The sequence below is a fragment of the Rhodococcus xishaensis genome, from assembly GCF_004011825.1.
GTDB lineage: Bacteria > Actinomycetota > Actinomycetes > Mycobacteriales > Mycobacteriaceae > Prescottella > Prescottella xishaensis.
This window is the reverse complement of record NZ_RKLO01000001.1, coordinates 611,907-637,140: the sequence shown is the minus strand read 5'-3', so window position 1 is coordinate 637,140 and position 25,234 is coordinate 611,907. Positions and strand designations below refer to the sequence as shown.

Here is a 25,234-nt window from a genome sequence, read left to right as displayed (position 1 = left end):
CCTCATCCGACTTCGCGGCGCAGCCAGGTCACCTCGGCTCCCTCTCCCCCACTCCGATACGGCTCGAGTGCGTCGTCCCAGGCGGTTCCCAGTGCATGCTCCACCGCTGCGGCGAAGCCGTCCCGCCCCTTCTCCAAAAGGGCCCGGAGCTGCATCTCGCCAACGACCACATCGCCGTTCGCGCTGGTGTTCCCCCGCCACAGCCCCAACTCGGGAACGTGGCTGAAGCGCTCGCCGTCGACACGGTCGCTCGGGTCCTCGGTGACTTCGAAGTACAGCAGCGGCCACGCCCTCATCGCTGCCGCCAACCGGGATCCCGTGCCGACGGGGCCGATCCAGTCACAAGTCGCTCTGAGCGTGCCGACGGCCGCGGGTTGCGCAGTCCAGCGCAGGTTGGCGCGGGCATCAAGGATCGAGGTGAGCGCCCATTCGACGTGCGGGCACAGAGCGGCGGGCGACGAATGGACGTAGATCACTCCGGTCGTCGCATCCGCGAACTGGTTCAACGAGCGCACTACAACACCTCCAGCCTCGACGAGGGACGTCTTCCCCAACGACCTCGCCCGGAGAGCCGGAGTCGTGCGCTGCTTTGCAACACACAGTGCACTAGTGTGCACTGTGATACCACTGTTACGCCAGTGATTCCAGTGAATTGGTTTAGGCGCGTGCCGAGAGTTCGGCGACGACCCCGTCGCTGACCTCGGACCACAGCGGTTTGGCCCAGTCACCGAAGACCCGGTCGGTGAGCACTACGCAGGCCGCCTCGACCTGCGGATCCACCCAGAGGAACGTGCCCGACTGGCCGAAATGCCCGTAGGTCGCGGGTGAGTTGTCGGCACCGGTCCAGTGCGGGTGTTTGCCATCACGGATCTCGAAGCCGAGCCCCCAGTCGTTCGGCCGCTGAGGTCCGTAACCCGGCAGGAGCCCGGCCAAGCCCGGGAACTGGATGGTGGTCGCCTCGGCATGGGTCTGCGGCGAGACCAGTGTCGGCCGCAGCAACTCGGCCGCGAATGCCGTGAGGTCGCGGACGCAGGACTGGGCGCCGTGCCCGGCCGGGCCGACAAGCGCCGAACTTCTCATGCCGAGCGGCTCGAAAACCCCCTCGGCGACGTAGTCCGGAAAAGCGATGCCGGTCTCGGCCTCGACGACGTCGGCGAGTACTTCGAAGCCGGCGCTCGAGTAGATGCGCTTGGCCCCCGGTTCCGCCTGAACCGTTCGCTCGCCGAACGCCAGCCCGGACGCGTGTGACAGCAGATGCCGCACCGTCGCCCCAGGTGGACCGGCGGGCTGGTCGAGGTCGATGGCACCCTCCTCGACGGCGACGAGTACGGCGTAGGCGCACAGTAGCTTCGTCACCGAGGCCAGTGGGTAGACCTGTTCCTGATCTCCGAATTGCGCAACGCCCCGCCCACCGTCGTAGACGACGGCGGCCGAGGCGTTGTCTACCGGCCATTGCCCGATCCGATCGAGGGTCTGCACCCGATCAGACTACGAGGGCGTGTGATCGACGATCTACCAGTCCGCTTCGGTGTAGCGGACCACGCCGCGAATGATCTTGCCGTCGAGCATGTCCTGGTAGCCCTCGTTCAGCTGCTCGAGCGAGTAGGTCTTGGTGACCATGTCATCCAGGTTGAGCAGGCCCGCCTTGTACAGGTTCATCAGGTTCGGGATGTCGACGCGGGCGTTGCAGCCGCCGAAGATGTTGCCCTGCAGGTCCTTCTGCAGCATCGCAAACAGGAAGGAGTTGAGCTTGACGTCCATGTCCGCCATGTGACCCATGGCCGTGACAACGCAGCGACCGGCCTTCGAGGTCAACGTCAGGGCCTCGTCGATGTACTCACCCTTCATCTCACCGACCGTGATGATCGTCTTCTGCGCCATACGGCCCCAGGTGATCTCCATGATCGGCGCGATCGCCTCGGCCATTGACGGGAAGGCGTGCGTCGCACCGAACTTGAGCGCCTGCTCACGTTTGAACGGCACCGGGTCGATTGCGAACACATGGCGCGCTCCCGACGCCACGGCGCCCTGGACAGCGCTCATGCCGACGCCACCGACACCGATGACCGCGACGGACTCGCCCGGCTTCACGTCGGCGACGTGTGTGGCCGAACCCCAGCCGGTCGGAACACCACAGCCCACGAGAGACGCGAGTTCGAACGGAATGTCCTTGTCGATCTTGACGACCGAAGTCTCGTGAACCGTCATGTAAGGCGCGAATGTGCCGAGCAGGCACATAGGGATCACGTTCTGGCCGCGGGCCTGGATACGGAACGTGCCATCGGAGATGGCCTGGCCTTGAAGCAGGCCCATGCCGAGGTCGCACAGGTTCGATTGCCCCGCCGAACACGAAGGGCACTTGCCACAGGCCGGGATGAAGGACAGCACGACGTGATCGCCGACCTCGAGATCGGTGACGCCTTCGCCGACCTTGGTGATCACGCCGGCACCCTCGTGACCGCCCATCACCGGGTAGGACGGCATCGGGGTCGCGCCCGTGACGATGTGGTGATCGGAGTGGCACATGCCAGCCGCTTCCATGCGGATCTGCACTTCGCCAGCCACCGGATCACCGAGCTCGATCTCCTCGATCGACCACTCCTCGTTGACGCCCCACAGCACCGCGCCCTTGGTCTTCATTGCAACCGTCCTTCCGTAGCTAACTACCGGTGGCTGTGACGATAGCCACAAATCGTTCAAATTGAAACATGTTCTAGCGGTTCAGGCACCAAGCGGCCGCTCAGCAGAAGATTTACGCAGTTCACGGCTTCGCGACGCACCACGACGGCCTTGGGTCGCGGCAGGTAGAGGGGGCAGGTCTCGAGTGCGCGCTCGCAGCTCGGCACCGAATTCATACTCGAACTCCCGTTCTAGTACGGAGCTAGAGTTGCGCCGTGGCCTGAGCGAAACGGCCATGGGAGAGCGGTGTACCGTGCTAGCCAATCTCGAGGCAGGACAATCCATGACCGTTCCCGTCGATTCCGACACGCGCATCAGACAGATCACACTGCCTGATGCGACGGCGGCCTGGGAGATATCCGGCTACACCACCGTGCGGCATCTCCTGGCTGATCAGCGTCTGTCGCTGAACCGGAAGAACTCCACCGCCGGCTATCAAGGGTTGTCGTTGCCCCCCGCCCTCGATGCAAACCTGCTGAACATGGACCCGCCGGAACATACCCGGATCCGCAAACTGGTGGCCGCAGCTTTCACCGCACGCCGGACCGAAGCCCTCGAGCCACACGTGCGGTCCGCATGCAGAGAACTCCTTGCCGAGTTGCCGGTCCAGGCCGACGCGGACGGCGTCGTCGATCTGATCCCAGCATTCACCAACGTGATCCCATCTCGTGCCATCGCCGACCTGCTGGGTGTCCCTGCCGAAGATTCGGCGGACTTCTCCCGCTGGACAACGACATTGGCGAACGACGCCACAGCTGACCGGGAAGCTGTCAAACAGGCCGCCGTCGCGATCGTCGTCTACCTGACGGAGTTGATTGCCGCGAAACGCAGCCACCCCCAGGATGATCTGATCAGCGACCTGATTGCCGCACGCGATCACCACGACGCACTGACAGATGACGAGCTGCTGTCCCTGACGTTCCTACTCCTCGGGGCGGGATACGAGAATGCCGCAAACCTGCTCACCAACACACTGCATGCGATGCTTTCTTCCGCGGATCTCGCAGCCGAGATCACCGAATCACTCACGCGTAGAGGCAAGATCGACGATCGGCTCCGGGAAACTCTCATTCGCCGCTACGACGGGCTGAAGCATGCGATACGCCGCTTCCCCACAACCGACATCGCGGTCGGTGACACGACCATTCCCGCCGGCAGCACGATACTTCTGGCGATACGCGAAACGAACGCCAGAGCTCACCATCATCTCAGTTTCGGGCACGGTATTCATTTCTGCATCGGAGCCTCTCTGGCGCGACTGGAGCTCGCCATTGCACTCGAAGAGTTCCTCAGCACCTACCCAAGAGCGCGGCTCGCGGACCGGGAGATCAGTTTGCGGCCTTCCACGCGCGTCCACGCACCCAACACCCTGCCCGCCGTCCTGGTGTAGGGGACCCTGGAACGCGCCGGGCGCTACCGTGTGCCGCCGTGACGATTGAGCGGGTCGAGCGGAGCGGAACGTTGGAGTCCCAAGTAGTGTCTCGCCGCGTTCGGTCCTCCTACCTGTTGACTACCGGCCAAATCTCCTGCACTGACATGTTCGCCAGCGCGGCAACCTGCCGAAACGACGCCCCGTAGACCACCGCGGCGCGAATCGCCTCGTCCCGTGCCTCCACAGCCGATCGCACAGCTTCTTGCGCCGCGGTCAGCGCCTGCGAGGCCGCATGCTCCGCGGCGCGTACCGCCTCGTCCCGTGCCTCCACGGCCGATCGCACAGCCTCTTGCGCCGCGGTCAACGCCTGCGAGGCCGCACGCTCCGCGGCCTGGCCCACCTCGAGGGCCGCTACAGCGGCGACTACCGCATACAGCGGGACCTCGCGACTGGCCATCCTGGGCCTGAGCACGGCGTGGAAATGGAACTCCGGGGCGTCTGGTGCAGCATCCCACCTGTTGGAGACCGACTCGAACCCGAACTCGTCGGTGCTCTCCCCTACGACGGTGTCGTATCCGAGTTTGCCGAGGATTTCGAATGCCTGACGGGTAGTTCCCGTGGAGACGAGTATGCGTGGTTCGTCGTTCTGGTCGTGATCATGGTTGTAGATCGTCAACTCGCGACCACCCAGTTCGGCCCGGTCAGGGATGACGAACTCGTTCAATGCAGTCCTCCATTGGCTTTGGAGTGCCCAACGCTCATCTCGGTGCAAACAAGCTGCGCGTGAAGTAGATACCAGTACCCGGATTCAACCAGACCGGATGGCGGGGCTTCGCCCGGTTCCAGCATGGACACCCACATGGACACGCACGAGGAGCTAGGCGCGGAGATCCGCGAGGCCCGGAACGAAACGGGGACGTCGACCGTCATCAGCCACAAGCGATGAACAATCGATGAATGCCCACTCCCGAAAGTGCGGAAACGGGCTCTGACGTGGGGCGGGCGGGGCTCGAACCCGCGACCAATGGATTATGAGTCCACGGCTCTAACCGACTGAGCTACCGCCCCGGCTCGCGACGACGTCTCGTCGACAGCCAAATGCTACCGCCTGCGCTCGGCAGACTCCGCCCACGGGGTGGCGAGTGTCGCACTCGACCGAAGGACTGTCGGTGCCTGCGCGCAGACTCGGTGTCAACACCAGCGAGCAGCAGGCTCCCGTGACATTCGGAGGACCGTCAATGAGCAACTCGACCGCGAGCGACTGGACCACGGGCGACTGGACCACCCGCCCGATCTGTGCGTTCGATCTGGAAACCACTGGCCGAGACCCACTCTCGGCCCGAATCGTCACCGCGTGTGTCGTCCTCTTCGACGTCCCGGACGACGACGTCCCGGACGACGACGTCCCGGTCGATGACGTGACGCCGCGGGCGCGAAACTGGATCGTCGACCCCGGTATCGAGATACCTGCGGATGCAGTCGCGATACACGGCATCTCCACCACCTACGCACGCCACTACGGCCAGGACTACGCCTCGGGGTATCTCGAGATCCGGGAAGCACTCACTGACGCGTGGGCGGCCGGGTACGCCGTCGTCGCGTTCAACGCGGCATACGACCTCACCGTGATGGATGCCGAGGGCCGCCGCCTCGACCTGCCCCCGCTCGATGGCTACGGGCTCGTGCTGGATCCGTACGTGATCGATCGAGAGGTCGACCAGAATCGCCGCGGCAAACGTACGCTCGGCGCGCTGTGCGAGCACTACGGGATCGATCTCGGCTTCGCCCACCAAGCCGAGGCCGACGCTCTCGCCGCTGCCGAACTCGCTCGCCTGCTCCCGCAGCGCTTTCCACACCTCGCCGACCTCGACGACATGATGACCAGCCAGGCGACGTGGCATGCCAAGCGCCAGCTCGACCGCGTCGAGTACCTGCAACGAGAGGGCAGGGACGCATCGGACGTCGACGGCCGCTGGCCGATCCGAACAGTGGCCTGATTCGACGAAGATCCCGGGCCCTTGCGGCGCTGCCCTTGCCCACGTCCGATGCGTCAGCGGACGATGCGTCAGCGGAGCGAAGGCGGACAAGTGCAAAAGGGAAGGCCCTCACCCGATCGGGTGAGGGCCTTCCCTGGGAGCTCCCCCGGCTGGACTCGAACCAGCAACCGTTCGATTAACAGTCGAATGCTCTGCCAATTGAGCTACAGGGGAATGTCCTGCATGCACTGCCATCCCGGCGGCGCCTGGAAAACTGTAGCCCATACCCCCACCTATGCACCAAATCGCCTGAACAGAGGCTGATCGGGCAGGATGTAGGCAGGCACTTCGACGGGAGGAATCCGGAATGTTGCAGTTGTTGGTTGGTGTTGCGGCGGGCTACGTCCTAGGCACCCGAGCCGGGCGGGCCCGGTACGAACAGATCAGCAAGGCGGCCAAGGCAGTGGCGACCAGTCCGGCCACCAAGAAGGTGGTCGAAGCAGGCCGACAGAAGCTGTCGGACTCGCTCAACACGCAGCCACGACTCGAGCCGATGAAGCCGATCGACGAAAGGACCACCATCTTGGTCCCCCACGACCGCTTACGGCGGAATTGACGCCGAGAGGCGACCGGTCAGGCGATCCCTTCACCGCTGGTGTCGCCGATCGCCTGATCGAGCAGGCTGCGACGGTATTGCTCGAGCGCGACGAGATCACCCAGCAGGGAATGGAACTCGTCGGAGTCGGTAGTCGGCGAAATCCGCTGCAGTCTGGACTTGAGTTCGGCCACCTGTTCACCGACCCACGCCTCCTGCAGTCGCGCGAGCACACCCCGGATGTACCGGGGTGCGGTGTCATCGTCGGCCGGCAGGGGCTCGACTGCCAGCTCCATCACGACCGACTGCACAACCAGATCACCGGCGTTGCGACCGACTGCGTCGACCCATTCGCCGCCACCGAGACCGGCCGATGTTCCACCCGCCGCGGCAACTGCCTCACGCACCGCGGCGTACGCCGGGTGTGTGAAGGTCTCGCGCGGTAGTGAGTCGAAGACCGTGCCCGCGATCGCGGGGTATTGCAGCGCGGCTTTGAGTGCGTCCCGCTGCGGCCACAATGCCGGATCGTTCGGGCGTGGCCGCGACAAACCCGGCGCCGGCGTACCGACGTCGGCCTGTGACGCACTGGCCGGACGGCGCTTCCCGGTCCCGCCGCCCCCGCGCCCGATCTTGCGTGCCTCGTCACGCACCCGGCGCCGGACCGCCGGGATGTCGTCCCACCCCACCCAGCCGGACAACTGCACGGCGTAACCGTCGCGCAGCGTCGGCTCCTTGATCCGTGCCACCACCGGAACGGTGCGGCGCAGGGCTTCGACACGCCCTTCCGCAGTGTCCAGATCATGTTCGGCGAGAAGTGATTTGACGACGAACTCGAACATCGGCGTGCGACGTGCGACCAGGTCGCGCACGGCCACGTCGCCGGACTGCTGCCGCAGTTCACACGGGTCCATTCCGTCGGGAGCGATCGCGACGAACGTCTGTCCGGCCATCTTCTGGTCACCCTCGAAGGCCTTCATTGCCGCCGCCTGCCCGGCGGCGTCGCCATCGAACGTGTAGATCACCTCACCACGGAAGTAGCTATCGTCCATGAGGAGTCGGCGCAACATCGCAAGATGCTCGTCACCGAACGCGGTGCCGCACGACGCGACCGCCGTCTTCACACCCGCAAGGTGCATCGCCATCACGTCGGTGTATCCCTCGACGACGACCGCCTGGTGCCCCTTGGCGATCTCCCGCTTGGCCAGATCGAGTCCGAACAGCACCTGCGACTTCTTGTAGAGAATCGTCTCGGGCGTGTTGACGTACTTACCGGGCATGGTGTCGTCGTCGAACAGCTTCCGGGCACCGAAACCGATTACGTCACCTGCAAGGTTGCGGATGGGCCACAGCAGCCGCCGACGGAACCGGTCGATCGGTCCGCGACGTCCCTCCTTGGACAGTCCGGCGGCCTCCAGTTCCTTCGCCTCGAATCCCTTCCCCATCAGGTGCTTGGTGAGGGTGTCCCACCCGTCGGGGGCGTAACCGCAGCCGAACTGGGCAGCGGCGGCCGCGTCGAAGTTCCGCTCGGTCAGGTAGTCCCGCGCGGCCTGGGCATCAGGTTCGCTCAACCGCGCCGCGTAGAACTCCTGCGCCGCGGCATTGGCGGCGACCAAACGCGCGCGGGTTCCGCGGTCACGCTGGACCGACGTGCCACCGCCCTCGTAGGAGATCTGGTACCCGATGCGGTCGGCGAGTTGTTCGACCGCCTCGACGAAGCTGACGTGCTCGATCTTCTGCAGGAAGGAATAAACGTCACCGCCCTCGCCGCAGCCGAAGCAGTGGAAGTGACCGTGGTTGGGACGGACGTGGAACGATGGCGACTTCTCGTCGTGAAAGGGGCAGAGCCCCTTCATCGAATCGCCGCCCGCGCGCTTGAGCGAGACGTACTCGCCGACGATGTCCTCGATCCGGGTGCGCTCGCGAACGGCCGCGATGTCTCTGTCAGGAATTCGGCCCGCCACGAAGGCAGTCTAGGCCCTCTTCCTCGGACGCACCTACCCCCAGCTGGCCTGCGCGCCGAGGCTTTGCTTGTCGATGCGTTCGAGCCGACTCTCGGTGCACGACGCGATCTGGTCGACGATCACCCGCATCCGCGCGCCGTCGTCCGTGGCGCCACTCCAGGCAGGCAGGAACAGCGGATCCAGACTGGCCGGCGCGGTCCGCAGTAGCCATTCCGCTACTCGGTGTATTCGTTCCCGCTGCCGATCCTGACGACTCTTGTGACCGACATCGGACATCACGTAGTGCAACGCGACGGTCTTGAGCAGCGCCACCTCGGCGGCCACGATCGGCGGCACCTCGAGGGTTGCCTGGTACCGCGCAAGCCGACCCGGGCCGGTGACGGCGCGGGTGCCATCGACCGCTGCGGACGCGAACCGGCCGACGAGCTCGCTTGTGAGGTTCTTCAGCGCCACCGAGCTGGTCAGCGTTCCGTCGAACTCGCCGACGGAAGCAACGACGGGAAGCTGTGACAACCGCTCGGCCGCCTCGACCAGTTCGTCGGCGATCAGCGCCGTGAACTGCGTAGCACCCAACTCGGCCAGCGCTCGGACCTCGGAGGGATCACCGAGAACACGTAGATCGATCCGGCCCGCGATCACGCCGTCCTCGACATCGTGCACCGAGTACGCCACGTCGTCGGCCCAGTCCATCACCTGCGCCTCCAAACACTGCCGATCCTCGGGGGCGCCCTCGCGCACCCAGGCCAGGACCCCCGCGTCGTCGGCGTACGCACCGAACTTGGCGCCGGGCGCGGGCCGTGTCCACGGGTACTTGATCACCGCGTCGAGCGAGGCCCGGGTCAGGTTGAGGCCGACGCTACGACTGTGCGGGTCGAGGACCTTCGGTTCGAGACTGGTGAGGATACGCAGGTTCTGGGCGTTGCCCTCGAAGCCACCGCACCCGGCGGCCACCTCGTCGAGGGCCTTCTCCCCGTTGTGGCCGTAGGGCGGATGACCGATATCGTGTGCGAGGCCGGCGAGATCGACGAGATCAGGGTCGAGCCCGAGACCGTCCGCGATACCACGCCCGATCTGCGCCACCTCGATCGAGTGGGTGAGCCGGGTGCGAGGGGTATCACCGTCACGAGGGCCGACAACCTGGGTCTTGTCCGCCAGGCGACGTAGTGCCGCGGAGTGCTGGACGCGCGACCGGTCGCGGGAGAACGCCGAGCGATGCTGCGACGCTTCCGCCGCCGGCACCAACCCGGCGGTCTTCGGCGCCTCGGGCACCCGCCGTTCAAGATCGTGCTCGACGTAGCCCGCGTGGGCCGCGGCATCGCTCATTGGCCCGCCGTGTACGCGAAGTCCACGGAGAAGTGGGTGAGCTGGTACCACAGCAAAGCGCCTGTCTCCCTGGCAATTCCGTTCAATTGCGACTCCCGTGTGATCACCGCCGGACCCTGGCGGGTCGGCGCCGTCCACGCCTCGAGACCCGCGTCGCGCGCCATCGTTCGGGTGCGCAACGAATGCCACGGGTCACTCACGAGGACGGCCGAGCGCATCCCCTGACGTTCCATCTCCCGACTGACCGCCTCGACGCTGAGCAGCGTGTCAGATCCTTCTTCGACGGCGATGATCGCATCAGCGGGCACGCCCTCGTCGATCAGGAAGCTCTTCCCGGACGCGGCCTCGGTGTACCTGTCGCCGTCCTGCTTGCCTCCGACGGTCACGATCACGGGCGCTACACCCTGCTCGTACAATTTGTGGGCCTGGTCCAACCGGGCCTCGAACACCGACGATGGAGTGCCGGCGTACTGCGCAGCCCCGAGCACCACGATCGCGTCGGCCGGGGTGGTGTCAATGATCCGGGCAACCTGCCACACTCGGAACGCGGTTCCGCCGACGAGTACCACCGCCATCACGATCCCACCCAGCAGCACGCGGCGGACCCAACGCCCGACTGCCCCACCGAACGAACGCCGGGGTGAACGGCCCGGCACGGGGGGTGACGACAACCCCGGCAGGTTGAAACTGGGCGCGGTACTCACTCCCCGATTCTGCCAGTCGGTCGACCGGGCGGCGGCGGGCGACGCGCCAGACCGGCTAGATTCGGAGCATGGTCCAGGCTCCGTCGCGTCCGCTCCCCCGCCACCACGTATTTCGCCGACCGCTCGCCATGACAGTCCTCGGCGCGCTGCTGTCGGTGATGATCCTCGCCTTCTCCCCCGCCACCGCGGCGGCAGAGTCGCCGCTGCGGTTGCCCGAGCCTCTCACCGATCAAGCGGGGGTCCTCGACCCCACCCAGCGGTCCGACGTCCAAAGCGCCCTCGACACGCTCTACGACGACCACCGGGCGTCGCTCTGGGTGGTCTATGTAGACGATTTCGACGGGCTCCCTCCCGAAGCGTGGGCCGACCGCACTTTCGGCCTGAGTGGACTCGGCGACCGGGACGCACTGCTCGCGGTTGCGACCACGGCTCGGGCGTACTACTTCTACACTCCGCCGGGGCTGTCGGAGATCTCCAGCTCCGACGCTCAGTCGATCAGGCAGAACTCGGTGGAACCCGCACTACGGCAAGGGGACTGGTCCGGTGCCGCGATCGCGGCGGCGAGCGGGATCGGGGACGCGATGACGGCCACCCCCCTGTCGCTGGGGGTTCTCGGCATCGGGGTCGTAGTGCTTGTCGTCGTGGGGACCGGAGTCTTCCTGTTCTCGCGCAGGAGACAGGCCGAGCGCCTCGAGCAGTCCGTGGCCGCCGCACGCAAGGTCGATCCCACCGACGCCGCCGCACTTGCCGCGCTTCCCATTCCGGCGCTGGATGCGCTCGCCAAGGACGCGCTGGTCGAAATGGACAACGCGATCCGCACCAGCGAAGAGGAATTGAACCTGGCAGTCGGCGAGTTCGGGCCCGACACCACCGAACCGTTCACTGCGGCGTTCGAGCGGGCCCGTAGCACCCTGGCGTCTGCGTTCACCATCCGCCAGCGTCTCGACGACGACATCCCCGAGACTCCCCAGCAGCAGCGACAGATGCTCGTCGAACTCGTGACGACGTGTGCCCGTGCCGACAAAGAGCTCAATGACCGTGTGGACGAGTTCGACTCGATGCGCGACCTGCTGCTCGACGCCCCTGCCCGCCTCGACACCCTCACGCAGTCAGTCGTCGCACAGACCGTCCGGGTGCCCCAGGCCGAGACCAAACTGACCACCCTGCGCACCGAGTTCCCGGCTTCCGTCTTGGCCACGATCGAGCACAACCCGGCGATGGCTCGGGAACGCATCGAGCTCGCCGAGCAAAGCATCGCCTCCGGACGCGACGCGGTGGCACTCCCCGCCGGCAAGCAGGGCCCGGCCGTTGTCGCGATCCGTACGGCGGAGGGCGCGCTGGAACAGGCCCGCGCCCTCCTCGACGCCGTGGACCGCGCCGACACCGACATCCGGCATGCGATCGCGACCCTGCCGGAAGCGATGGCAGACGTACAGCGCGGCATCACGCACGCCGAGGGGCTCGCCGCCCAAGGCGGCCAGAAACTCGCCGACGCGAAGGCAGCCGCTGAGGAAGCACTGCGAAACGCTCAGGCCACCAAGGACACCGACCCGCTCGGCAGTTTCAGCAAGGTCGTCGAGGCCGATGCGAAACTCGACGCCGCCCTGGCCGAGGCGCAGGAGTCCAAGCAGCAGGCCGATCGGGCCCGCGCGCGACTCGAGCAGGATCTGACCGCCGCCCGGTCGCAGGTGGCGGCGGCGTCGGACTTCATCTCCACCCGGCGCGGCGCCGTCGGAGCAGAGGCACGCACGAGGCTGTCGGAGGCGCAGCGGCATCTGCAGGCGGCGCAGCAACTGGCCGACTCGGACCCTTCGCAGGCGCTGCAGCACGCCCAGGCGGCGACCCAACTGGCTTCGCGAGCCCTGTGGGCGGCCCAGGCGGACGTGAACCGGTACCAGGACAACCATCGACCACCCAGCGGCGGCACCCGCGGCGGTGGCGGCAATCTGGGCGGTGCCATTCTCGGCGGCATCCTCATCGACGCCGTGCTGCGCGGCGGCCTCGGAGGCGGCGGCCACTGGGGCGGCCGGGGCAGCGGCGGATGGGGTGGACCGGGTCCCGGGTCGTTCGGCGGGCCGAGTAGTTCGGGCCGCATCGGCCACGGAGGCGGAGGCCGCTTCTAGGAGGGACTTGCTCTACGGCAAGGCGCAACATCGCGCGGTGCCCGGACCCAGGTCCGGACACCGCGCGCATAGGCGTCAGGCGCCGATCAGACGCTGGGCCAGGTAGCCCTCCACCTGGTCGAGGGCGACCCGATCCTGCGTCATCGTGTCACGTTCCCGGATTGTGACCGCCTGGTCGTCGAGGGTGTCGAAGTCGACCGTGATGCAGAACGGCGTGCCGATCTCGTCCTGGCGACGGTAGCGGCGGCCGATGGCGCCGGCGTCGTCGAACTCGACGTTCCAGTACTGGCGCAGGGTAGTCGCCAGTTCCTTTGCCTTGGGCGACAGGTCGGCGTTGCGGCTGAGCGGAAGGACCGCGGCCTTGACCGGTGCGAGACGACGGTCCAGGCGCAGCACGGTGCGCTTGTCCACGCCACCCTTGGCATTGGGGGCCTCGTCCTCGGTGTACGCGTCGACCAGGAAGGCCATCAGCGAGCGGGTGAGGCCGGCTGCGGGCTCGATGACGTACGGCGTGTAGCGCTCACCGGTCGTCTGGTCGAAGTAGCCGAGATCCACGCCGGAGGCTTTGGCGTGAGTCGCGAGGTCGAAATCGGTACGGTTCGCGACGCCCTCGAGTTCACCCCACTCGGTGCCCGGGAACTGGAAGCGGTACTCGATGTCGACGGTGCGCTTGGAGTAGTGCGACAGCTTGTCCTGCGCGTGCTCGTACAGACGCAGGTTGTCCTTGTTGATGCCGAGGCCCGTGTACCAGTCCATGCGGTAGTCGATCCAGTACTGGTGCCATTCCTCGTCGTCGCCTGGCTTGACGAAGAACTCCATCTCCATCTGCTCGAACTCGCGGGTGCGGAAGATGAAGTTGCCCGGCGTGATCTCGTTACGGAAGCTCTTGCCGATCTGGCCGATGCCGAACGGGGGCTTCTTGCGCGACGTGGTGAGCACGTTGGCGAAGTTCACGAAGATGCCCTGTGCGGTCTCGGGGCGCAGGTAGTGCAGCCCGGTCTCGCTGTCGACGGGGCCGAGGAACGTCTTGAGCAGGCCGGAGAAAGCCCTGGGCTCGGTCCACTGGCCCTTGGTTCCGCAGTCGGGGCACACGACCTCGGCCATCGGAACGGCGTCGGGGTCGTCAAGGTTGTTCTTCGCGGCGTACGCCTCCTGCAGGTGGTCCTGGCGGTGGCGCTTGTGGCAGTTGAGGCACTCTACGAGCGGGTCGGTGAACACCTCGACGTGGCCCGACGCCTCCCACACTTGGCGGGGCAGAATTACCGACGAGTCGAGGCCGACGACGTCGTCGCGGCTGGTGACCATGTTGCGCCACCACTGCTTCTTGATGTTCTCCTTGAGTTCCACGCCGAGCGGACCGTAGTCCCAGGCCGACTTGGTACCGCCGTAGATCTCACCGCATGGGTAGACGAGGCCCCGGCGCTTGGCAAGGTTGGCGACGGTATCGATCTTGGACTTGGGTGCCACTTGGATGCTCTCCATCTGGGTAATAGATGCGTGGTTTACATGCGGATTTCGCCCGTCCAGACTATCGGTAGCCGCGCCGGGGCCTCACGGGCCCGGTTGACATGCATATTCGTGCATATCAAAATGGAATTGATTTGCAATAAGGGGCGTGTCCGACCACGTTCGATCCACGTGAGGAGTTCCGCTGTGAGTGTCGCCGATGCGGGTCACCGGCACCCCGAAACAGCCGACCACGGGGAGTGCGCCAAAACCCCGCTGGCCCCGATGCCGTCGAAGGAGACGCTCGCCGGGGCGGGCGAGATCCTGCGCGCCCTCGCCGCACCCGTACGGATAGCAATCGTGTTGCAACTCCGCCAGTCGCAGCGGTGCGTTCACGAACTCGTCGGAGCGTTGGGCGTCACCCAACCTCTGATCAGCCAGCACCTGCGGGTACTCAAGTCCGTGGGTGTCGTGCACGGCGAGCGCACCGGTCGCGAAGTGATGTACCGACTCGTCGACGACCACCTCGCACACATCGTGGTCGATGCCGTCGCCCATGCGGAGGAAGGATGACCGAGAACGCAATGGACAAGATCGGCCCACGTGGACGCGCTGTCGTCGGAGTACGCGCCACCAAACAGCGCAGCGCAATTTCTGCACTGCTCGACGAGATCACCGACTTCCGGTCGGCCCAGGAACTGCACGATGAACTTCGCAAACGCGGCGAAGGAATCGGACTGACCACCGTGTACCGGACGCTCCAGGCCCTCGCCGAGGCCGGCACAGTCGATGTGTTGCGCACCGACAGCGGCGAATCGGTCTACCGCCGTTGCTCGTCCGGACACCACCACCACCTGGTGTGCCGCCGGTGCGGATTCACGGTCGAGGTCGATGGCCCCGCCGTCGAGCAGTGGTCCGAGACCATCGCCGACAAGAACGGTTTCACGGACGTCAGCCACACCGTCGAAATCTTCGGCACGTGCCGCGAGTGCTCGGAAACGGGATAGCAACAGTGACGGGATAGCGACGGTATCGAAACCCCCTACGCCAGCAGCCCCTTTCGGGCGTCTTCGATGCCCGAAAGTACGAGCAACAGCATGGTCGCAAGTGGCGCGTCGGCCAATCCAGTCGCCGGGAACGTGTAGCGAAGCACCACGTCGGCATACTTACCGCGCGTAATCACGCTGATCGTGCCGAACTGAACCTGCGAATTCCGCTCGGCCACCCGCTTGTGCAGGGTGGGCTTGACCGTACGGTCCCACGCCAGCACACCGGTCAGTGACAGCACGTCCAGGCCGGCCGCGAGGGTGACCGCACGCAGCGAGCACAGAGCGCCCCCATACTCGAACCGCAGTGAACCGTCGTTGTCGGATTCGACTGGAACGAAGTTCCCGAGCGCTCCACCCGCCCGCGCCTGCAACTCCTCGGCCGCGTCCATCCCGGTGCTCACCGGTCATTCACCCCGTCACTGTGGCTGATCATCGGACACCGCCAAAGCGACGATCACGCGACGCGTACTCGACGCACGCCGCCCACAGGTCGCGGCGATCGAAGTCGGGAAACAGTTTCTCCTGGAACACCATCTCCGCGTACGCCGACTGCCAGATCAGAAAGTTCGATGTCCGCTGCTCTCCGGACGGGCGTAGGAAGAGGTCCACGTCGGGCATGTCCGGTTCGTCGAGGTACTTCGCGAACGCCGCCTCGGAGATCTTCTCCGGGTCGATCTCCCCTGCGGCAGCCCGACGAGCGATCTCCCTTGCCGCGTCGGCGATCTCGGCCCGACCTCCGTAGTTGACGCACATTGTGAGCGTCATGACGGTGTTGTCCTTGGTGAGTTCCTCGGCGACCTCGAGTTCCTTGATGACGCTGCGCCACAGGCGAGGCCGACGACCAGCCCATCGGACACGCACACCCATCTCGTGCATCTCGTCACGACGCCGCCGAATCACGTCTCGGTTGAAGCCCATCAGGAACTTGACTTCGTCGGGGCTGCGCTTCCAGTTCTCGGTCGAGAAGGCATACGCGGACAACCACTTCACACCGATCTCGATGCACCCCGCGATGGTGTCCATGAGGACGTCCTCGCCGCGCTCATGCCCGGCGGTCCGCGGCAACCCACGCTCCTGCGCCCAGCGCCCGTTGCCGTCCATCACGAGCGCCACGTGGTTGGGGATCAACTCGGGCTGCAGAATAGGCGGACGGGCGCCCGAGGGATGCGGGAACGGCGGGCGGATCTCCCCCTCAGGTCGAGCTTGCGGATCGCGTCGTCGAATCACGCTCCCCATCCTGCCTGACCGCTTCGCCGTCCCCTACCGCCGCACGTGAACGGGCACGTTCGATCAGGGGCAGCGTGCGTAACTGCCGTTCGAGATGCCACTGCAGGTGCGCGGCAATGAGCCCGCTCGCCTGGTTACGCGTCGCTGGTGTCGCGGACTCGGCGTGCTGCCACTGCCCGCGTGCGAGCGCGTCCATGAATTCGAGCACGCCGGGTGCCGGGGTGACCGCGCCCGGCGGCCGACAGTGCACGCACACCGCGCCACCAGCAGCAACGTGGAACGCACGATGCGGCCCAGGGGCCGCGCACCGTGCGCACTCGCGGAGGGCCGGTGCCCACCCCGCATATCCCATCGCCCGCAGCAGGTAGGCGTCGAGGATCAGTTCGGTCGGCCGAGTCTGCTCCCCCACTGCCCGCAAGGCCCCGACAGTGAGACCGTGCAACCGCGGAGCGGGAGCCCGCTCCTCACCCGCCAGACGCTCGGCGGTCTCGAGAATCGCGCAGGCGGTGGTGTAGCGGCCGTAGTCGTCGACGATGTCGGCACCGAACGCGTCGACGGTGTGTACCTGGGTGACGACGTCGAGACTGCGGCCGGGATGCAACTGCACGTCGATGTGCGCGAACGGTTCGAGGCGTGCCCCGAACTTCGACTTGGTCCTCCGCACGCCCTTGGCGACCGCTCGCACCAGGCCGTGCTGCCGGGTCAACAGGGTCACGATGCGGTCGGCTTCGCCCAGCTTGTGCTGGCGCAGCACCACCGCATGGTCCCGGTACAACCTCACGTGCCTCAGTCTCCCACGCCACGATGACGCCGGCGGACAAGCACGTCCACAGGACCGTTTCCCCGAGAACTAGAACTTGTTACTGTTCGTTCGAACGAGCAGCGCGATCGAACGGGACAGGAATGACAACTGAACTGCGGGAACAGTCCGCCGAACAGCACGCGCCGGGGCTCGAGGACCAGGCCGCCGCCCTCGCCGCGGGCCGCACCTCGTCGGTTGCCGCGGTCACCGCCGCCCTGGACCGGATCGAGGCGAGCCAGTCGACCCTCAACGCGTTCCGGATCGTGCGCCGTGACGCCGCGCTGGCGGAGGCCGCCGGCGCCGACCGCCGCTTGGCCGCTGGGGAACGGCTGCCCCTGCTTGGTGTCCCCATCGCAGTCAAAGACGACGTCGACGTTGCGGGCGAGCCGACGGCCTTCGGGTGCCCTGGGGATTTCCCAGCGAAGTTCGCCGACTCGGAGGTGGTTCGACGGCTGCGGGCCGCCGGCGCGGTGATCGTCGGGAAGACGAACAGTCCAGAACTCGGTCAGTGGCCGTTCACGGGTGGCGCGTTCGGCCACACCCGCAATCCGTGGAACGGCGGGCACACCCCGGGCGGGTCCTCCGGCGGCGGAGCCGCCGCGGTCGCCGCCGGTCTCGTTCCCGCCGCGGTCGGATCGGACGGTGCCGGGTCCGTCCGCATCCCCGCAGCCTGGACGAATCTCGTCGGGATCAAGCCACAGCGCGGCCGCCTGTCGACGTGGCCCGAGAGCGAGGCGTTCAACGGCTTGACCGTCAACGGCCCCTTGGCCCGAACCGTCGCCGATGCTGCATTGCTGTTCGACGTCGCCGCAGGAAACCACGACGGTGACCTGCACAAGCCGCGACCAGTCACGGTGCGCGACGCGGTCGGCCGGGACCCCGGGCGGCTACGGATCGCACTGTCGTTGCGGATTCCGTTCAAGGCGACACCGATGGAACTGCACCCGGAGATCCATGCCGCCGCAGGACGCATGGCACACACCCTCCGCCGACTCGGTCACGACGTCGTCGTCGACGATCCCGCGTACGGACTCTTGCTGGGGCTCAACTTTCTTCCTCGCTCACTCGCCGGGGTCGACGACTGGCTCGACCGGGTTCCCGACCCCGCACTCGTCGACCCGCGCACCCGAGCCAACGCCTGCACCGGGCGACTGCTGTCGGGCTGGCCCTTGCGCGCCGCCCGGGCCGCCGAGCCTCGGCTTCGACGCCGAATCGGCGCGATCTTCGACGACTACGACGTGATCCTCGCCCCCACCACAGCAACTCCCCCACCGCGAGTGGACGCCATGGACGGGATCGGGGGCGTGAAGACCAACGAGGTGATCACCACCGCGTGCCCCTACACGTGGCCGTGGAACATCCTGGGCTGGCCCAGCGTGAACGTGCCCGCAGGCTTCACCGCCGACGGCCTGCCGATCGGCGTTCAGCTCATGGGCCACGACAACACCGAGCCACTCCTGGTTTCCCTTGCAGCGCAACTCGAGTCCGTTGAACGATGGCACGAACGTAGACCCCGGCAGTGGTGGTGACCGGTGCCTTGCTTCAGCTGATCGGGGGCGGTGAGTCAGTCCGCCTCGGGGTCGAGGACGATCACGGGGATCCGGCGACCCGTGACACGCTGTTCGTAGTCCGCCCATCCCGGGTAGTACTGCAGCGCCAGTTGCCACAATCGCTCGCGCTCACTGCCCTCGGCCTCCCGCGCCAGGACCTGCTGTGAGGGTCCGCCCGCAACCGCCATCGAAACACGCGGATGGGCGCGCAGGTTGTGGTACCAAGACGGATTGCCCGCCCGCCCGTAGTTCGACGCGATCACGACGATTCGGTTCCCGTCCGGGAGGCCGAGGAGCGGAACCGTCCGAGACAGTCCACTTCTCGCGCCAACGGTTGTCAGCAGGACGATCGGCCAACCCAGCGCCATGCTCGTCAGCGTTCGCCGGCCCTTGCTGATCCGGAAGATCAGTGCATCGACGTGACGCTGTGTCGGGGCAAGAATCCGACCCGCGGCCACCGAAGCGCCGTTCCTGATAACGAACCTCTGCAGCGGGTTCGCGGCTCGATACCTTCCGTTCTTGGACATCGGATCCCTCGTTTCGACCGGCATCGGGTAAACGTCGAGGATCCGATGATCGCATACGGCAGCAGCCCGGGCCGGAGACCGCCGCGCCCGCGAAACTAGAAACCCAGTCGGCCCAACTGTTTCGGATCGCGCTGCCAGTCCTTGGCGACCTTGACGTGCAGGTCCAGATAGATCTTGGTGCCGAGCAGCTTCTCGATCTGCTTGCGTGCCACCGTGCCGACCTCGCGCAGCCGTCGGCCGCCCTTGCCGATCACGATGCCCTTCTGGCTGGGTCGCTCGACATACAGCAGCGCATGAACGTCGAGCATGTCGTCGCGGCCCTCACGCTCACGAACCTCTTCGATGACAACGGCCAGCGAGTGCGGCAACTCGTCCCCCAGGCCTTCGAGGGCGGCCTCACGGATCAGCTCGGCCATCAGGGTTTCCTCGGGCTCGTCGGTGAGCTCACCGTCCGGGTAGAACGCCGGTCCGGGCTCCATCAGCTCTGCAAGCACCTTTACCAACAACTCAACCTGCTCACCCGAGACAGCAGAAACCGGGATCACCTCGGCCTCCGAGCCCAGGAGCTTGGAGACCGCTACGAGTTGCGCGGCCAGAGCGTCCTTGCTCACCTTGTCGATCTTGGTGACGATGCCGACGAGCTTGGTCTTCGGTGCCATTCGCCGGACCTGGTCGAGAATCCATCGGTCACCCGGGCCGATCTTCTCGTCGCCGGGGATGCACAGACAGATCACGTCGACCTCGGAGTACGTATCGCGCACGAGATCGTTGAGGCGCTGACCCAGCAGGGTCCGCGGCCGATGCAGTCCCGGCGTGTCCACCAGGATCAGCTGCGCGAAGTCGCGGTGCACGATGCCGCGGATCGTGTGCCGGGTGGTCTGTGGCCGCGACGACGTGATCGCAATCTTCTCGCCCACCAGAGCGTTTGTCAGCGTCGACTTGCCGGTGTTGGGCCGTCCGACGAAACAGACGAAGCCGGAACGGAATTCGCTGTCGGTCATGGTCACTCCTGGTCCACGTTCCCGTCTTCGTTCACATCATCGACCGCAGCCGACTCCTCGGTGGGTAGACGCTCGACGTGCACCGTGCTGATACGCACCCGCCCGCGCGCATCGGCGCCGCCCTCGCCGCGTAGCCGCAGCCCCGTGGTGACAACCTCCGCCCCGGGGAGGGGCACGCGTCCGAGTTCGAATCCGAGCAGTCCCCCGACCGTCTCGACCTCGTCGGTCTCGATCTCGAGGTCGAAGAGCTCACCGAGATCCTCAACCGGAAGCCGCGCCGAAACCCGGTACGTGCCATCACCGAGGTCCTCGATCGGCGGCGTCTCATCGGTGTCGTACTCGTCGGCGATCTCCCCGACGATCTCCTCGAGCACGTCCTCGATGGTGACGAGTCCGGCGATGCCGCCGTACTCGTCGACCAGGATGGCCATGTGGTTGCGGTCGCGCTGCATCTCGGCGAGGAGGCTGTCGAGCGGCTTCGAGTCGGGCACGAACACCGCTGGGCGCATCACCTGCGACACGGTGACGCTCCGACCACCGTCCGACGAGTAGTAGGTCTGCTGCACAAGGTCTTTGAGATAGACCACGCCCAGCACGTCGTCGACGTTCTCACCGATCACCGGAATACGGGAGTGGCCGCTGCGAACCGCCAATGACGTGGCCTGACCGGCCGTCTTGTCCACCTCGATCCACACCATCTCGGGTCGTGGCACCATGACCTCGCGCGCCGAAGTGTCGCCGAGTTCGAACACGGACTGAATCATTCGGCGTTCCTCGTCCGCCACCACGCCGCGCTCCTGGGCGAGGTCGACCAACTCACGCAGCTCGATCTCGGACGCGAAGGGTCCGGCACGGAAACCCCGCCCCGGGGTGAGCGCGTTGCCGACCACGATCAGTAGCCGGGTGACCGGGCTGAGGAGGACGCCGAGCGTGACCAGCGGCATCGAACCGGCGAGTGTGAGCGGGTATGCATGCTGACGGCCAAGGGTTCTGGGCCCGACCCCCATCGCGACGTAGTCGACGAGAACCATCACCACGATCGTGACGACCACGCCCCAAACCGGGCCGATCAGCTCGATCAACGCCCTTGCGAGCAAGACCGCGGCTGCGATCTCGCACAGGATCCGCAGCAGGACCATGAGATTGATGTACCGGGGTCGGTCCGAGACGATCCGCACCAGGCGCGCTGCGCCTGCGTGCCCATCCTTCGCCAGTTCCTCGACCCGAGCGGGTGAGAGCGTGTTCAGTGCCGAATCCAGAGCGGCGAAGAGACCGCCGAGCGGAACGAGGACGACCGCGATCGCTATGAGGATTACGACGTCACTCACCGGCCGATCACCACCCGTCGCGGGTCACTGCCCCGCCTCGTCGACGAACCCTGTCTTGCCCAGCAGCCGCTGGTCCCGCGCCGCTAACTCGGCCTCGCGCTCCGCGCGACGCAGGTCCTCGTACCATTCGGCAAGCAGCTCGTTCTGCAGGGCGAACATCTCCTTCTCCGCCTCGGGCTCGGCGTGGTCGTAGCCGAGGAGATGAAGGACACCGTGCACGGTCAGTAGGGCCAGCTCGTGATCGACGGAATGACCCGCCTTGTGGGCCTGTTCGGCCGCGAACGACGGGCAAAGCACGATGTCGCCGAGCATCCCCGGTCCAGGCTCCTGCGCGTCGGGGCGTCCGCCGGGCTCGAGCTCGTCCATCGGGAAGGACATGACGTCCGTCGGTCCGGGCAGGTCCATCCAGCGCATGTGCAGATCCGCCATGGTCGCCGAATCGACAAGCACCATAGACAGTTCCGCCGCGGGGTGAACGTCCATGCGAGCGATCACGAATCGGGCGACGCTGATCAGGTCCTCGCCTGAGACGTCCATCCCCGATTCGTTGGAGATCTCGATGCTCATCTACGTTGCTCTCTCGTCGGTCTCGGGCCGTCCATGGCCCAGTCGCGCGGAAACTGTCACGCGGAAACTGTGGGGCGGGGACAACCCTACCGCCGGTGCGAACGCGACTGGACAGCTCGCCTCTGCGCGCGGTTCCCGAGCGGCAACTCGTCGGCACGAGACGCCTCGAAGCGGTCGTACGCTTCGACTATGTCTGAGACCAGGCGGTGCCGCACGACGTCGCTGCTGTCGAGGACCGTGAACTGAATACCGCCGATACCGTCGAGGATCTCTGTTGCCGCACGCAGACCCGAGCGCGCCCCGCCCGGAAGGTCGACCTGTGTGATGTCGCCCGTGACGACGATCTTCGAACCGAAGCCCAGCCGGGTCAGGAACATCTTCATCTGCTCGGCCGTGGTGTTCTGGGCCTCGTCGAGGATGATGAACGCATCGTTGAGGGTGCGGCCCCGCATGTAGGCGAGTGGAGCGACCTCGATGACGCCGGCCTGCATCAGCTTCGGGATCGCCTCCGGATCCATCATGTCGTGCAGGGCATCGTGCAGAGGACGTAGGTACGGGTCGATCTTCTCGTGAAGCGTGCCCGGAAGGAAACCCAGCCGCTCACCCGCCTCGACTGCGGGTCGGGTGAGGATGATCCGCGTCACCTGCTTGCTCTGCAGGGCCTGCACGGCCTTCGCCATCGCAAGATAGGTCTTGCCGGTGCCGGCCGGGCCGATGCCGAACACGATTGTGTTCTCGTCGATCGCATCGACGTATCGCTTCTGATTGAGCGTCTTGGGCCGGATCGTCTTTCCGCGGCGGGACAGGATGTCGAGGCTCAGCACGTCCGCCGGCGACTCCGACAGCCCCTGGGTGAGCATGCCGAAGGTGCGGCGAACCACGTCGGGAGTGACCGGCTGATCGCGGCGGACCAGTGCGGAGAGCTGCTCGAGCACCCTTTCGGCAAACGCGACCTCGGCTGGCGTCCCGGTCAGGGTGACGGAGTTCCCACGGACATGAATGTCGGCGTCGAGGACCCGTTCGAGAGCGATCAGATTCTCATCGGAGGCTCCGAGTAGCGGCGGCACCACCTCGGGCGGCAGTTCCATGCTCGAACGCACGGTGCGCTCGGCCGGCTGAGCAGGATCCTGCGGGGCGCCGCTGTAGCGCGGTGAGCCGTTCTCGATTTGTTCACTCACGTGAGGGCTATGGCCTTCTTTCAGATCTGACGGGTCACTGTTCTCACACGACAGGCTGTCGTGCGTGCCCAAAGTCTAACGCCGACGACGACACCGCACAGCGAGTTACCTGGCCGAACCGGTGTGGGGATTCCAAGCCGAGCAGGGCCGCCTCGGGCGCATCCTGCCTCTGCCCACGTCAGGGGAGGTCAGGCCTGGTCGTCAGGTCTGATCTGTCAGGTCTGACTATCGAGGAGCAGCTCGCGTGAGAGCTTCCAACTGCGCGTACTCGGATCCAGGAAGGCGAAGTGATCCTCCCCGTCGATCAGGTGCAGGTCAACGGGATCGCCGATGGCGTGGGCAGCGTCGTGATAGCGAGAGGCGATCTTCGCCGGAACCTGTTCGTCCTCCGTGCCGTGGATACACACCACAGGCACACCGATCGGCAGCCGATGCAGTGGCGACGCCGAACGGTACAGGTCGGGATCCTCCCCGTACGCGACACCGAACAGGTCCTCTATGTAGCTGATCCGACGGCCCCGTTCCCCCGCTGACGCCAGATCCAATGCTCCGGCCTGCGACACGAACAATTCAGGACGAACCGCTGTATCGCGTTGGCCGGCAAGCCAGACCGCGAGCTGCCCACCCGCGGAGTGCCCGACGACACGCACTCGATCCAGGTCGAGCGGCACCGGTGACGCCTCGGCGACCGGGCCGGCGATGGCCTCGAGTGCGGCGACGACGTCCGCCGATATCTCCGGCCATCGTCCGCCCGCGCCGATCCGTCGGTACTCGACGTTCCACACCGCAACGCCGCTCTGGGCCAATTCGACCGAGAACGGCGTTCCGAGGTTCAGGTGATACTCGCCACTCCAGAAGCCACCGTGGACCACCATGACCACCGGAACGGGCTCCTCCCCAACCCCCTCAGGCACATAGAAGTGTCCGAACTGTTGCGGCTCGGGGCCGTATTCGATGCATGTCCTGGGCACTATGGTCGCTCCGCTCCTGGGCACTATGGTCGCTCCGCTCCTGGGCACTATGGTCGCTCCCCGTCAGTCGATTAGCAGTCGGTCGATCGGCAGTCAGTCGATCGGCGCCGAGGTCCAGCGGTCGGTGAGCACACCGATCGCGCCGAGCGCCACGGCAGCCGCCGTCGAAGTGCGCAGCACGGTCGGGCCCAGCAGCACCGCCGTGGCGCCGGCGTCGGTCAGGTCGGTGACCTCCTCGTCGGACAATCCACCCTCGGGGCCGACGACGAGCACCAGTTCAGGTACCTCCCGCAGCGGCAACGCTGCCAGCGGCGTGCGCGCCGACTCGTGCAGGACCGCGACGGCGCCGCCGCGACCGACGACGGCGCGGACCAGCTCAAGCACCTGAGGGGTGTGGTGCAATTCGGCGACGTCGGGCACGAACGAGCGGCGGGACTGTTTGGCCGCGGCGATCGCCGCGTTACGCCAGCGAGTGACCCCTTTGTAGGTCTTGGCGCCCTCCCACCGCGCCACACACCGCGCCGACTGCCATGGCACCACCGCGTCGACGCCCGCTTCCGTAGCGAGTTCGACGGCGAGCTCGGAGCGCTCGGCCTTGGGAAGCGCCTGCACCAGCGTCACCGCCGGCGTCGGCCGCTGCTGCTCCCGGCGGGCGGTGACCTCGAGGTCCAGTCGGTCCTTCGCGGCTGCGGTGACGGTCGCGTCGGCGATCCCGCCGCGACCGTCGGCGAGCAACAACCGCTCACCTGGCTTGATCCTGCGCACCGTCGCGGCATGCCGACCCTCGGGACCGTCGAGCACGGCGGGCTGCCCGACGCCGGGCAGCGGCTCCAGGTAGAAGACCGACGCAACCAT

At 66.4% G+C, this 25,234-nt stretch carries 25 protein-coding genes and 2 tRNA genes; 7 read left to right on the top strand and 20 right to left on the bottom strand.

Features of this window, described 5'->3' with window-relative positions:
* Positions 1-2: 2 nt before the first annotated feature.
* From EGT50_RS03025 to EGT50_RS03015, 3 genes are all read right to left on the bottom strand, one after another.
* Positions 3-515 carry a DUF3145 domain-containing protein gene (locus EGT50_RS03025; RefSeq protein WP_127951085.1) on the bottom strand — a complete coding sequence of 171 codons (513 nt, stop codon included), beginning with the start codon at positions 513-515 and terminating at the stop codon, positions 3-5.
* 142 nt (positions 516-657) lie between these two features.
* Positions 658-1,479: a serine hydrolase domain-containing protein gene (locus EGT50_RS03020; RefSeq protein ID WP_127951084.1), complete on the bottom strand. Its 822-nt coding sequence runs from the start codon at positions 1,477-1,479 to the stop codon at positions 658-660.
* Positions 1,480-1,512: 33 nt separating this feature from the next.
* The gene (locus EGT50_RS03015) at positions 1,513-2,640 is read right to left on the bottom strand and encodes an NDMA-dependent alcohol dehydrogenase (protein WP_127951083.1); all 1,128 of its coding nucleotides are present in this window, start codon (positions 2,638-2,640) and stop codon (positions 1,513-1,515) included.
* Between the two features lie 322 nt (positions 2,641-2,962).
* On the opposite strand from EGT50_RS03015, the gene EGT50_RS03010 reads away from it, so the two are divergent.
* A complete protein-coding gene (locus EGT50_RS03010) occupies positions 2,963-4,069 on the top strand; it encodes a cytochrome P450 (protein WP_164873328.1) in 1,107 nt (368 codons plus the stop codon).
* A 109-nt stretch (positions 4,070-4,178) separates the two neighbouring features.
* Here EGT50_RS03010 and EGT50_RS03005 read toward each other — a convergent pair whose 3' ends face one another.
* On the bottom strand, positions 4,179-4,775 hold the full coding sequence (locus EGT50_RS03005; RefSeq protein ID WP_127951081.1) for a hypothetical protein: 597 nt from the start codon (positions 4,773-4,775) through the stop codon (positions 4,179-4,181).
* Between the two features lie 270 nt (positions 4,776-5,045).
* Positions 5,046-5,119: transfer RNA gene (locus EGT50_RS03000), tRNA-Ile, on the bottom strand.
* Positions 5,120-5,289: 170 nt separating this feature from the next.
* On the opposite strand from EGT50_RS03000, the gene EGT50_RS02995 reads away from it, so the two are divergent.
* Complete coding sequence (locus tag EGT50_RS02995; RefSeq protein WP_127951080.1) at positions 5,290-6,048, top strand: exonuclease domain-containing protein; 759 nt, start codon at positions 5,290-5,292, stop codon at positions 6,046-6,048.
* Between the two features lie 140 nt (positions 6,049-6,188).
* On the opposite strand, the gene EGT50_RS02990 is transcribed toward EGT50_RS02995, so the two are convergent.
* Positions 6,189-6,261 (bottom strand) — tRNA-Asn (locus tag EGT50_RS02990).
* Positions 6,262-6,394: 133 nt separating this feature from the next.
* Here EGT50_RS02990 and EGT50_RS02985 point away from each other — a divergent pair.
* The gene (locus EGT50_RS02985) at positions 6,395-6,643 is read left to right on the top strand and encodes a hypothetical protein (protein WP_127951079.1); all 249 of its coding nucleotides are present in this window, start codon (positions 6,395-6,397) and stop codon (positions 6,641-6,643) included.
* Positions 6,644-6,660: 17 nt separating this feature from the next.
* On the opposite strand, the gene dnaG is transcribed toward EGT50_RS02985, so the two are convergent.
* From dnaG to EGT50_RS02970, 3 genes are read right to left on the bottom strand one after another with little or no spacing between them, the layout of a single operon-like run.
* Positions 6,661-8,583 carry a DNA primase gene (dnaG, locus tag EGT50_RS02980; RefSeq protein ID WP_127951078.1) on the bottom strand — a complete coding sequence of 641 codons (1,923 nt, stop codon included), beginning with the start codon at positions 8,581-8,583 and terminating at the stop codon, positions 6,661-6,663.
* 33 nt (positions 8,584-8,616) lie between these two features.
* Positions 8,617-9,906, bottom strand: a complete 1,290-nt coding sequence (locus tag EGT50_RS02975) for a deoxyguanosinetriphosphate triphosphohydrolase (RefSeq protein WP_127951077.1) — start codon at positions 9,904-9,906, stop codon at positions 8,617-8,619.
* Positions 9,903-10,577, bottom strand: coding sequence for a YdcF family protein (locus EGT50_RS02970; protein WP_235870569.1), 675 nt, complete (start codon positions 10,575-10,577; stop codon positions 9,903-9,905). The genes EGT50_RS02975 and EGT50_RS02970 overlap by 4 nt, the downstream gene beginning before the upstream one ends.
* A 101-nt stretch (positions 10,578-10,678) precedes the next feature.
* On the opposite strand from EGT50_RS02970, the gene EGT50_RS02965 reads away from it, so the two are divergent.
* Positions 10,679-12,733 (top strand): TPM domain-containing protein, encoded by a 2,055-nt coding sequence (locus EGT50_RS02965; protein WP_127951076.1) that lies wholly within the window; start codon positions 10,679-10,681, stop codon positions 12,731-12,733.
* 75 nt (positions 12,734-12,808) lie between these two features.
* On the opposite strand, the gene EGT50_RS02960 is transcribed toward EGT50_RS02965, so the two are convergent.
* Positions 12,809-14,200 (bottom strand): glycine--tRNA ligase, encoded by a 1,392-nt coding sequence (locus EGT50_RS02960; protein ID WP_127951075.1) that lies wholly within the window; start codon positions 14,198-14,200, stop codon positions 12,809-12,811.
* A 186-nt stretch (positions 14,201-14,386) separates the two neighbouring features.
* On the opposite strand from EGT50_RS02960, the gene EGT50_RS02955 reads away from it, so the two are divergent.
* Positions 14,387-14,752, top strand: coding sequence for an ArsR/SmtB family transcription factor (locus EGT50_RS02955; RefSeq protein ID WP_164873327.1), 366 nt, complete (start codon positions 14,387-14,389; stop codon positions 14,750-14,752).
* Positions 14,749-15,186 carry a Fur family transcriptional regulator gene (locus EGT50_RS02950; RefSeq protein WP_328590633.1) on the top strand — a complete coding sequence of 146 codons (438 nt, stop codon included), beginning with the start codon at positions 14,749-14,751 and terminating at the stop codon, positions 15,184-15,186. The genes EGT50_RS02955 and EGT50_RS02950 overlap by 4 nt, the downstream gene beginning before the upstream one ends.
* A gap of 35 nt (positions 15,187-15,221) precedes the next feature.
* Here EGT50_RS02950 and EGT50_RS02945 read toward each other — a convergent pair whose 3' ends face one another.
* Genes EGT50_RS02945 through recO form a run of 3 tightly spaced genes read right to left on the bottom strand, consistent with a single transcriptional unit; the run spans position 15,222 to position 17,236 of the window.
* Complete coding sequence (locus EGT50_RS02945) at positions 15,222-15,617, bottom strand: hypothetical protein (RefSeq protein ID WP_127951370.1); 396 nt, start codon at positions 15,615-15,617, stop codon at positions 15,222-15,224.
* Between the two features lie 40 nt (positions 15,618-15,657).
* Positions 15,658-16,464, bottom strand: a complete 807-nt coding sequence (locus EGT50_RS02940) for an isoprenyl transferase (protein ID WP_127951074.1) — start codon at positions 16,462-16,464, stop codon at positions 15,658-15,660.
* On the bottom strand, positions 16,421-17,236 hold the full coding sequence (recO, locus tag EGT50_RS02935; protein ID WP_127951073.1) for a DNA repair protein RecO: 816 nt from the start codon (positions 17,234-17,236) through the stop codon (positions 16,421-16,423). Before recO ends, EGT50_RS02940 begins: the two co-directional genes overlap by 44 nt.
* Positions 17,237-17,358: 122 nt before the next feature.
* Here recO and EGT50_RS02930 point away from each other — a divergent pair, with 122 nt between their 5' ends.
* Complete coding sequence (locus EGT50_RS02930; RefSeq protein ID WP_127951072.1) at positions 17,359-18,786, top strand: amidase; 1,428 nt, start codon at positions 17,359-17,361, stop codon at positions 18,784-18,786.
* Positions 18,787-18,821: 35 nt separating this feature from the next.
* On the opposite strand, the gene EGT50_RS02925 is transcribed toward EGT50_RS02930, so the two are convergent.
* The 7 genes from EGT50_RS02925 to EGT50_RS02895 form a co-directional block, all read right to left on the bottom strand.
* Positions 18,822-19,334: a nitroreductase/quinone reductase family protein gene (locus EGT50_RS02925; protein WP_164873326.1), complete on the bottom strand. Its 513-nt coding sequence runs from the start codon at positions 19,332-19,334 to the stop codon at positions 18,822-18,824.
* Positions 19,335-19,429: 95 nt separating this feature from the next.
* Complete coding sequence (gene era, locus EGT50_RS02920; protein ID WP_127951070.1) at positions 19,430-20,335, bottom strand: GTPase Era; 906 nt, start codon at positions 20,333-20,335, stop codon at positions 19,430-19,432.
* Between the two features lie 2 nt (positions 20,336-20,337).
* On the bottom strand, positions 20,338-21,663 hold the full coding sequence (locus EGT50_RS02915) for a hemolysin family protein (RefSeq protein WP_127951069.1): 1,326 nt from the start codon (positions 21,661-21,663) through the stop codon (positions 20,338-20,340).
* A 24-nt stretch (positions 21,664-21,687) separates the two neighbouring features.
* Positions 21,688-22,230: an rRNA maturation RNase YbeY gene (gene ybeY / locus EGT50_RS02910; RefSeq protein ID WP_127951068.1), complete on the bottom strand. Its 543-nt coding sequence runs from the start codon at positions 22,228-22,230 to the stop codon at positions 21,688-21,690.
* Between the two features lie 86 nt (positions 22,231-22,316).
* Positions 22,317-23,408, bottom strand: coding sequence for a PhoH family protein (locus tag EGT50_RS02905; protein ID WP_127951067.1), 1,092 nt, complete (start codon positions 23,406-23,408; stop codon positions 22,317-22,319).
* Positions 23,409-23,623: 215 nt separating this feature from the next.
* Complete coding sequence (locus EGT50_RS02900; protein ID WP_127951066.1) at positions 23,624-24,379, bottom strand: alpha/beta hydrolase family protein; 756 nt, start codon at positions 24,377-24,379, stop codon at positions 23,624-23,626.
* A 93-nt stretch (positions 24,380-24,472) separates the two neighbouring features.
* Positions 24,473-25,234, bottom strand: coding sequence for a 16S rRNA (uracil(1498)-N(3))-methyltransferase (locus EGT50_RS02895; RefSeq protein ID WP_127951065.1), 762 nt, complete (start codon positions 25,232-25,234; stop codon positions 24,473-24,475).

Coding starts and splice junctions, on each gene's coding strand:
- EGT50_RS03015 (WP_127951083.1), bottom strand. CDS start 2,640: ATGAAGACCAAGGGCGCGGTGCTGTGGGGCGTCAACGAGGAGTGGTCG.
- EGT50_RS03010 (WP_164873328.1), top strand. CDS start 2,963: ATGACCGTTCCCGTCGATTCCGACACGCGCATCAGACAGATCACACTG.
- EGT50_RS02995 (WP_127951080.1), top strand. CDS start 5,290: ATGAGCAACTCGACCGCGAGCGACTGGACCACGGGCGACTGGACCACC.
- EGT50_RS02985 (WP_127951079.1), top strand. CDS start 6,395: ATGTTGCAGTTGTTGGTTGGTGTTGCGGCGGGCTACGTCCTAGGCACC.
- EGT50_RS02975 (WP_127951077.1), bottom strand. CDS start 9,906: ATGAGCGATGCCGCGGCCCACGCGGGCTACGTCGAGCACGATCTTGAA.
- EGT50_RS02965 (WP_127951076.1), top strand. CDS start 10,679: ATGGTCCAGGCTCCGTCGCGTCCGCTCCCCCGCCACCACGTATTTCGC.
- EGT50_RS02950 (WP_328590633.1), top strand. CDS start 14,749: ATGACCGAGAACGCAATGGACAAGATCGGCCCACGTGGACGCGCTGTC.
- EGT50_RS02945 (WP_127951370.1), bottom strand. CDS start 15,617: ATGGACGCGGCCGAGGAGTTGCAGGCGCGGGCGGGTGGAGCGCTCGGG.
- EGT50_RS02940 (WP_127951074.1), bottom strand. CDS start 16,464: ATGGGGAGCGTGATTCGACGACGCGATCCGCAAGCTCGACCTGAGGGG.
- EGT50_RS02930 (WP_127951072.1), top strand. CDS start 17,359: ATGACAACTGAACTGCGGGAACAGTCCGCCGAACAGCACGCGCCGGGG.
- EGT50_RS02925 (WP_164873326.1), bottom strand. CDS start 19,334: ATGTCCAAGAACGGAAGGTATCGAGCCGCGAACCCGCTGCAGAGGTTC.
- era (WP_127951070.1), bottom strand. CDS start 20,335: ATGACCGACAGCGAATTCCGTTCCGGCTTCGTCTGTTTCGTCGGACGG.
- ybeY (WP_127951068.1), bottom strand. CDS start 22,230: ATGAGCATCGAGATCTCCAACGAATCGGGGATGGACGTCTCAGGCGAG.
- EGT50_RS02895 (WP_127951065.1), bottom strand. CDS start 25,234: ATGGTTGCGTCGGTCTTCTACCTGGAGCCGCTGCCCGGCGTCGGGCAG.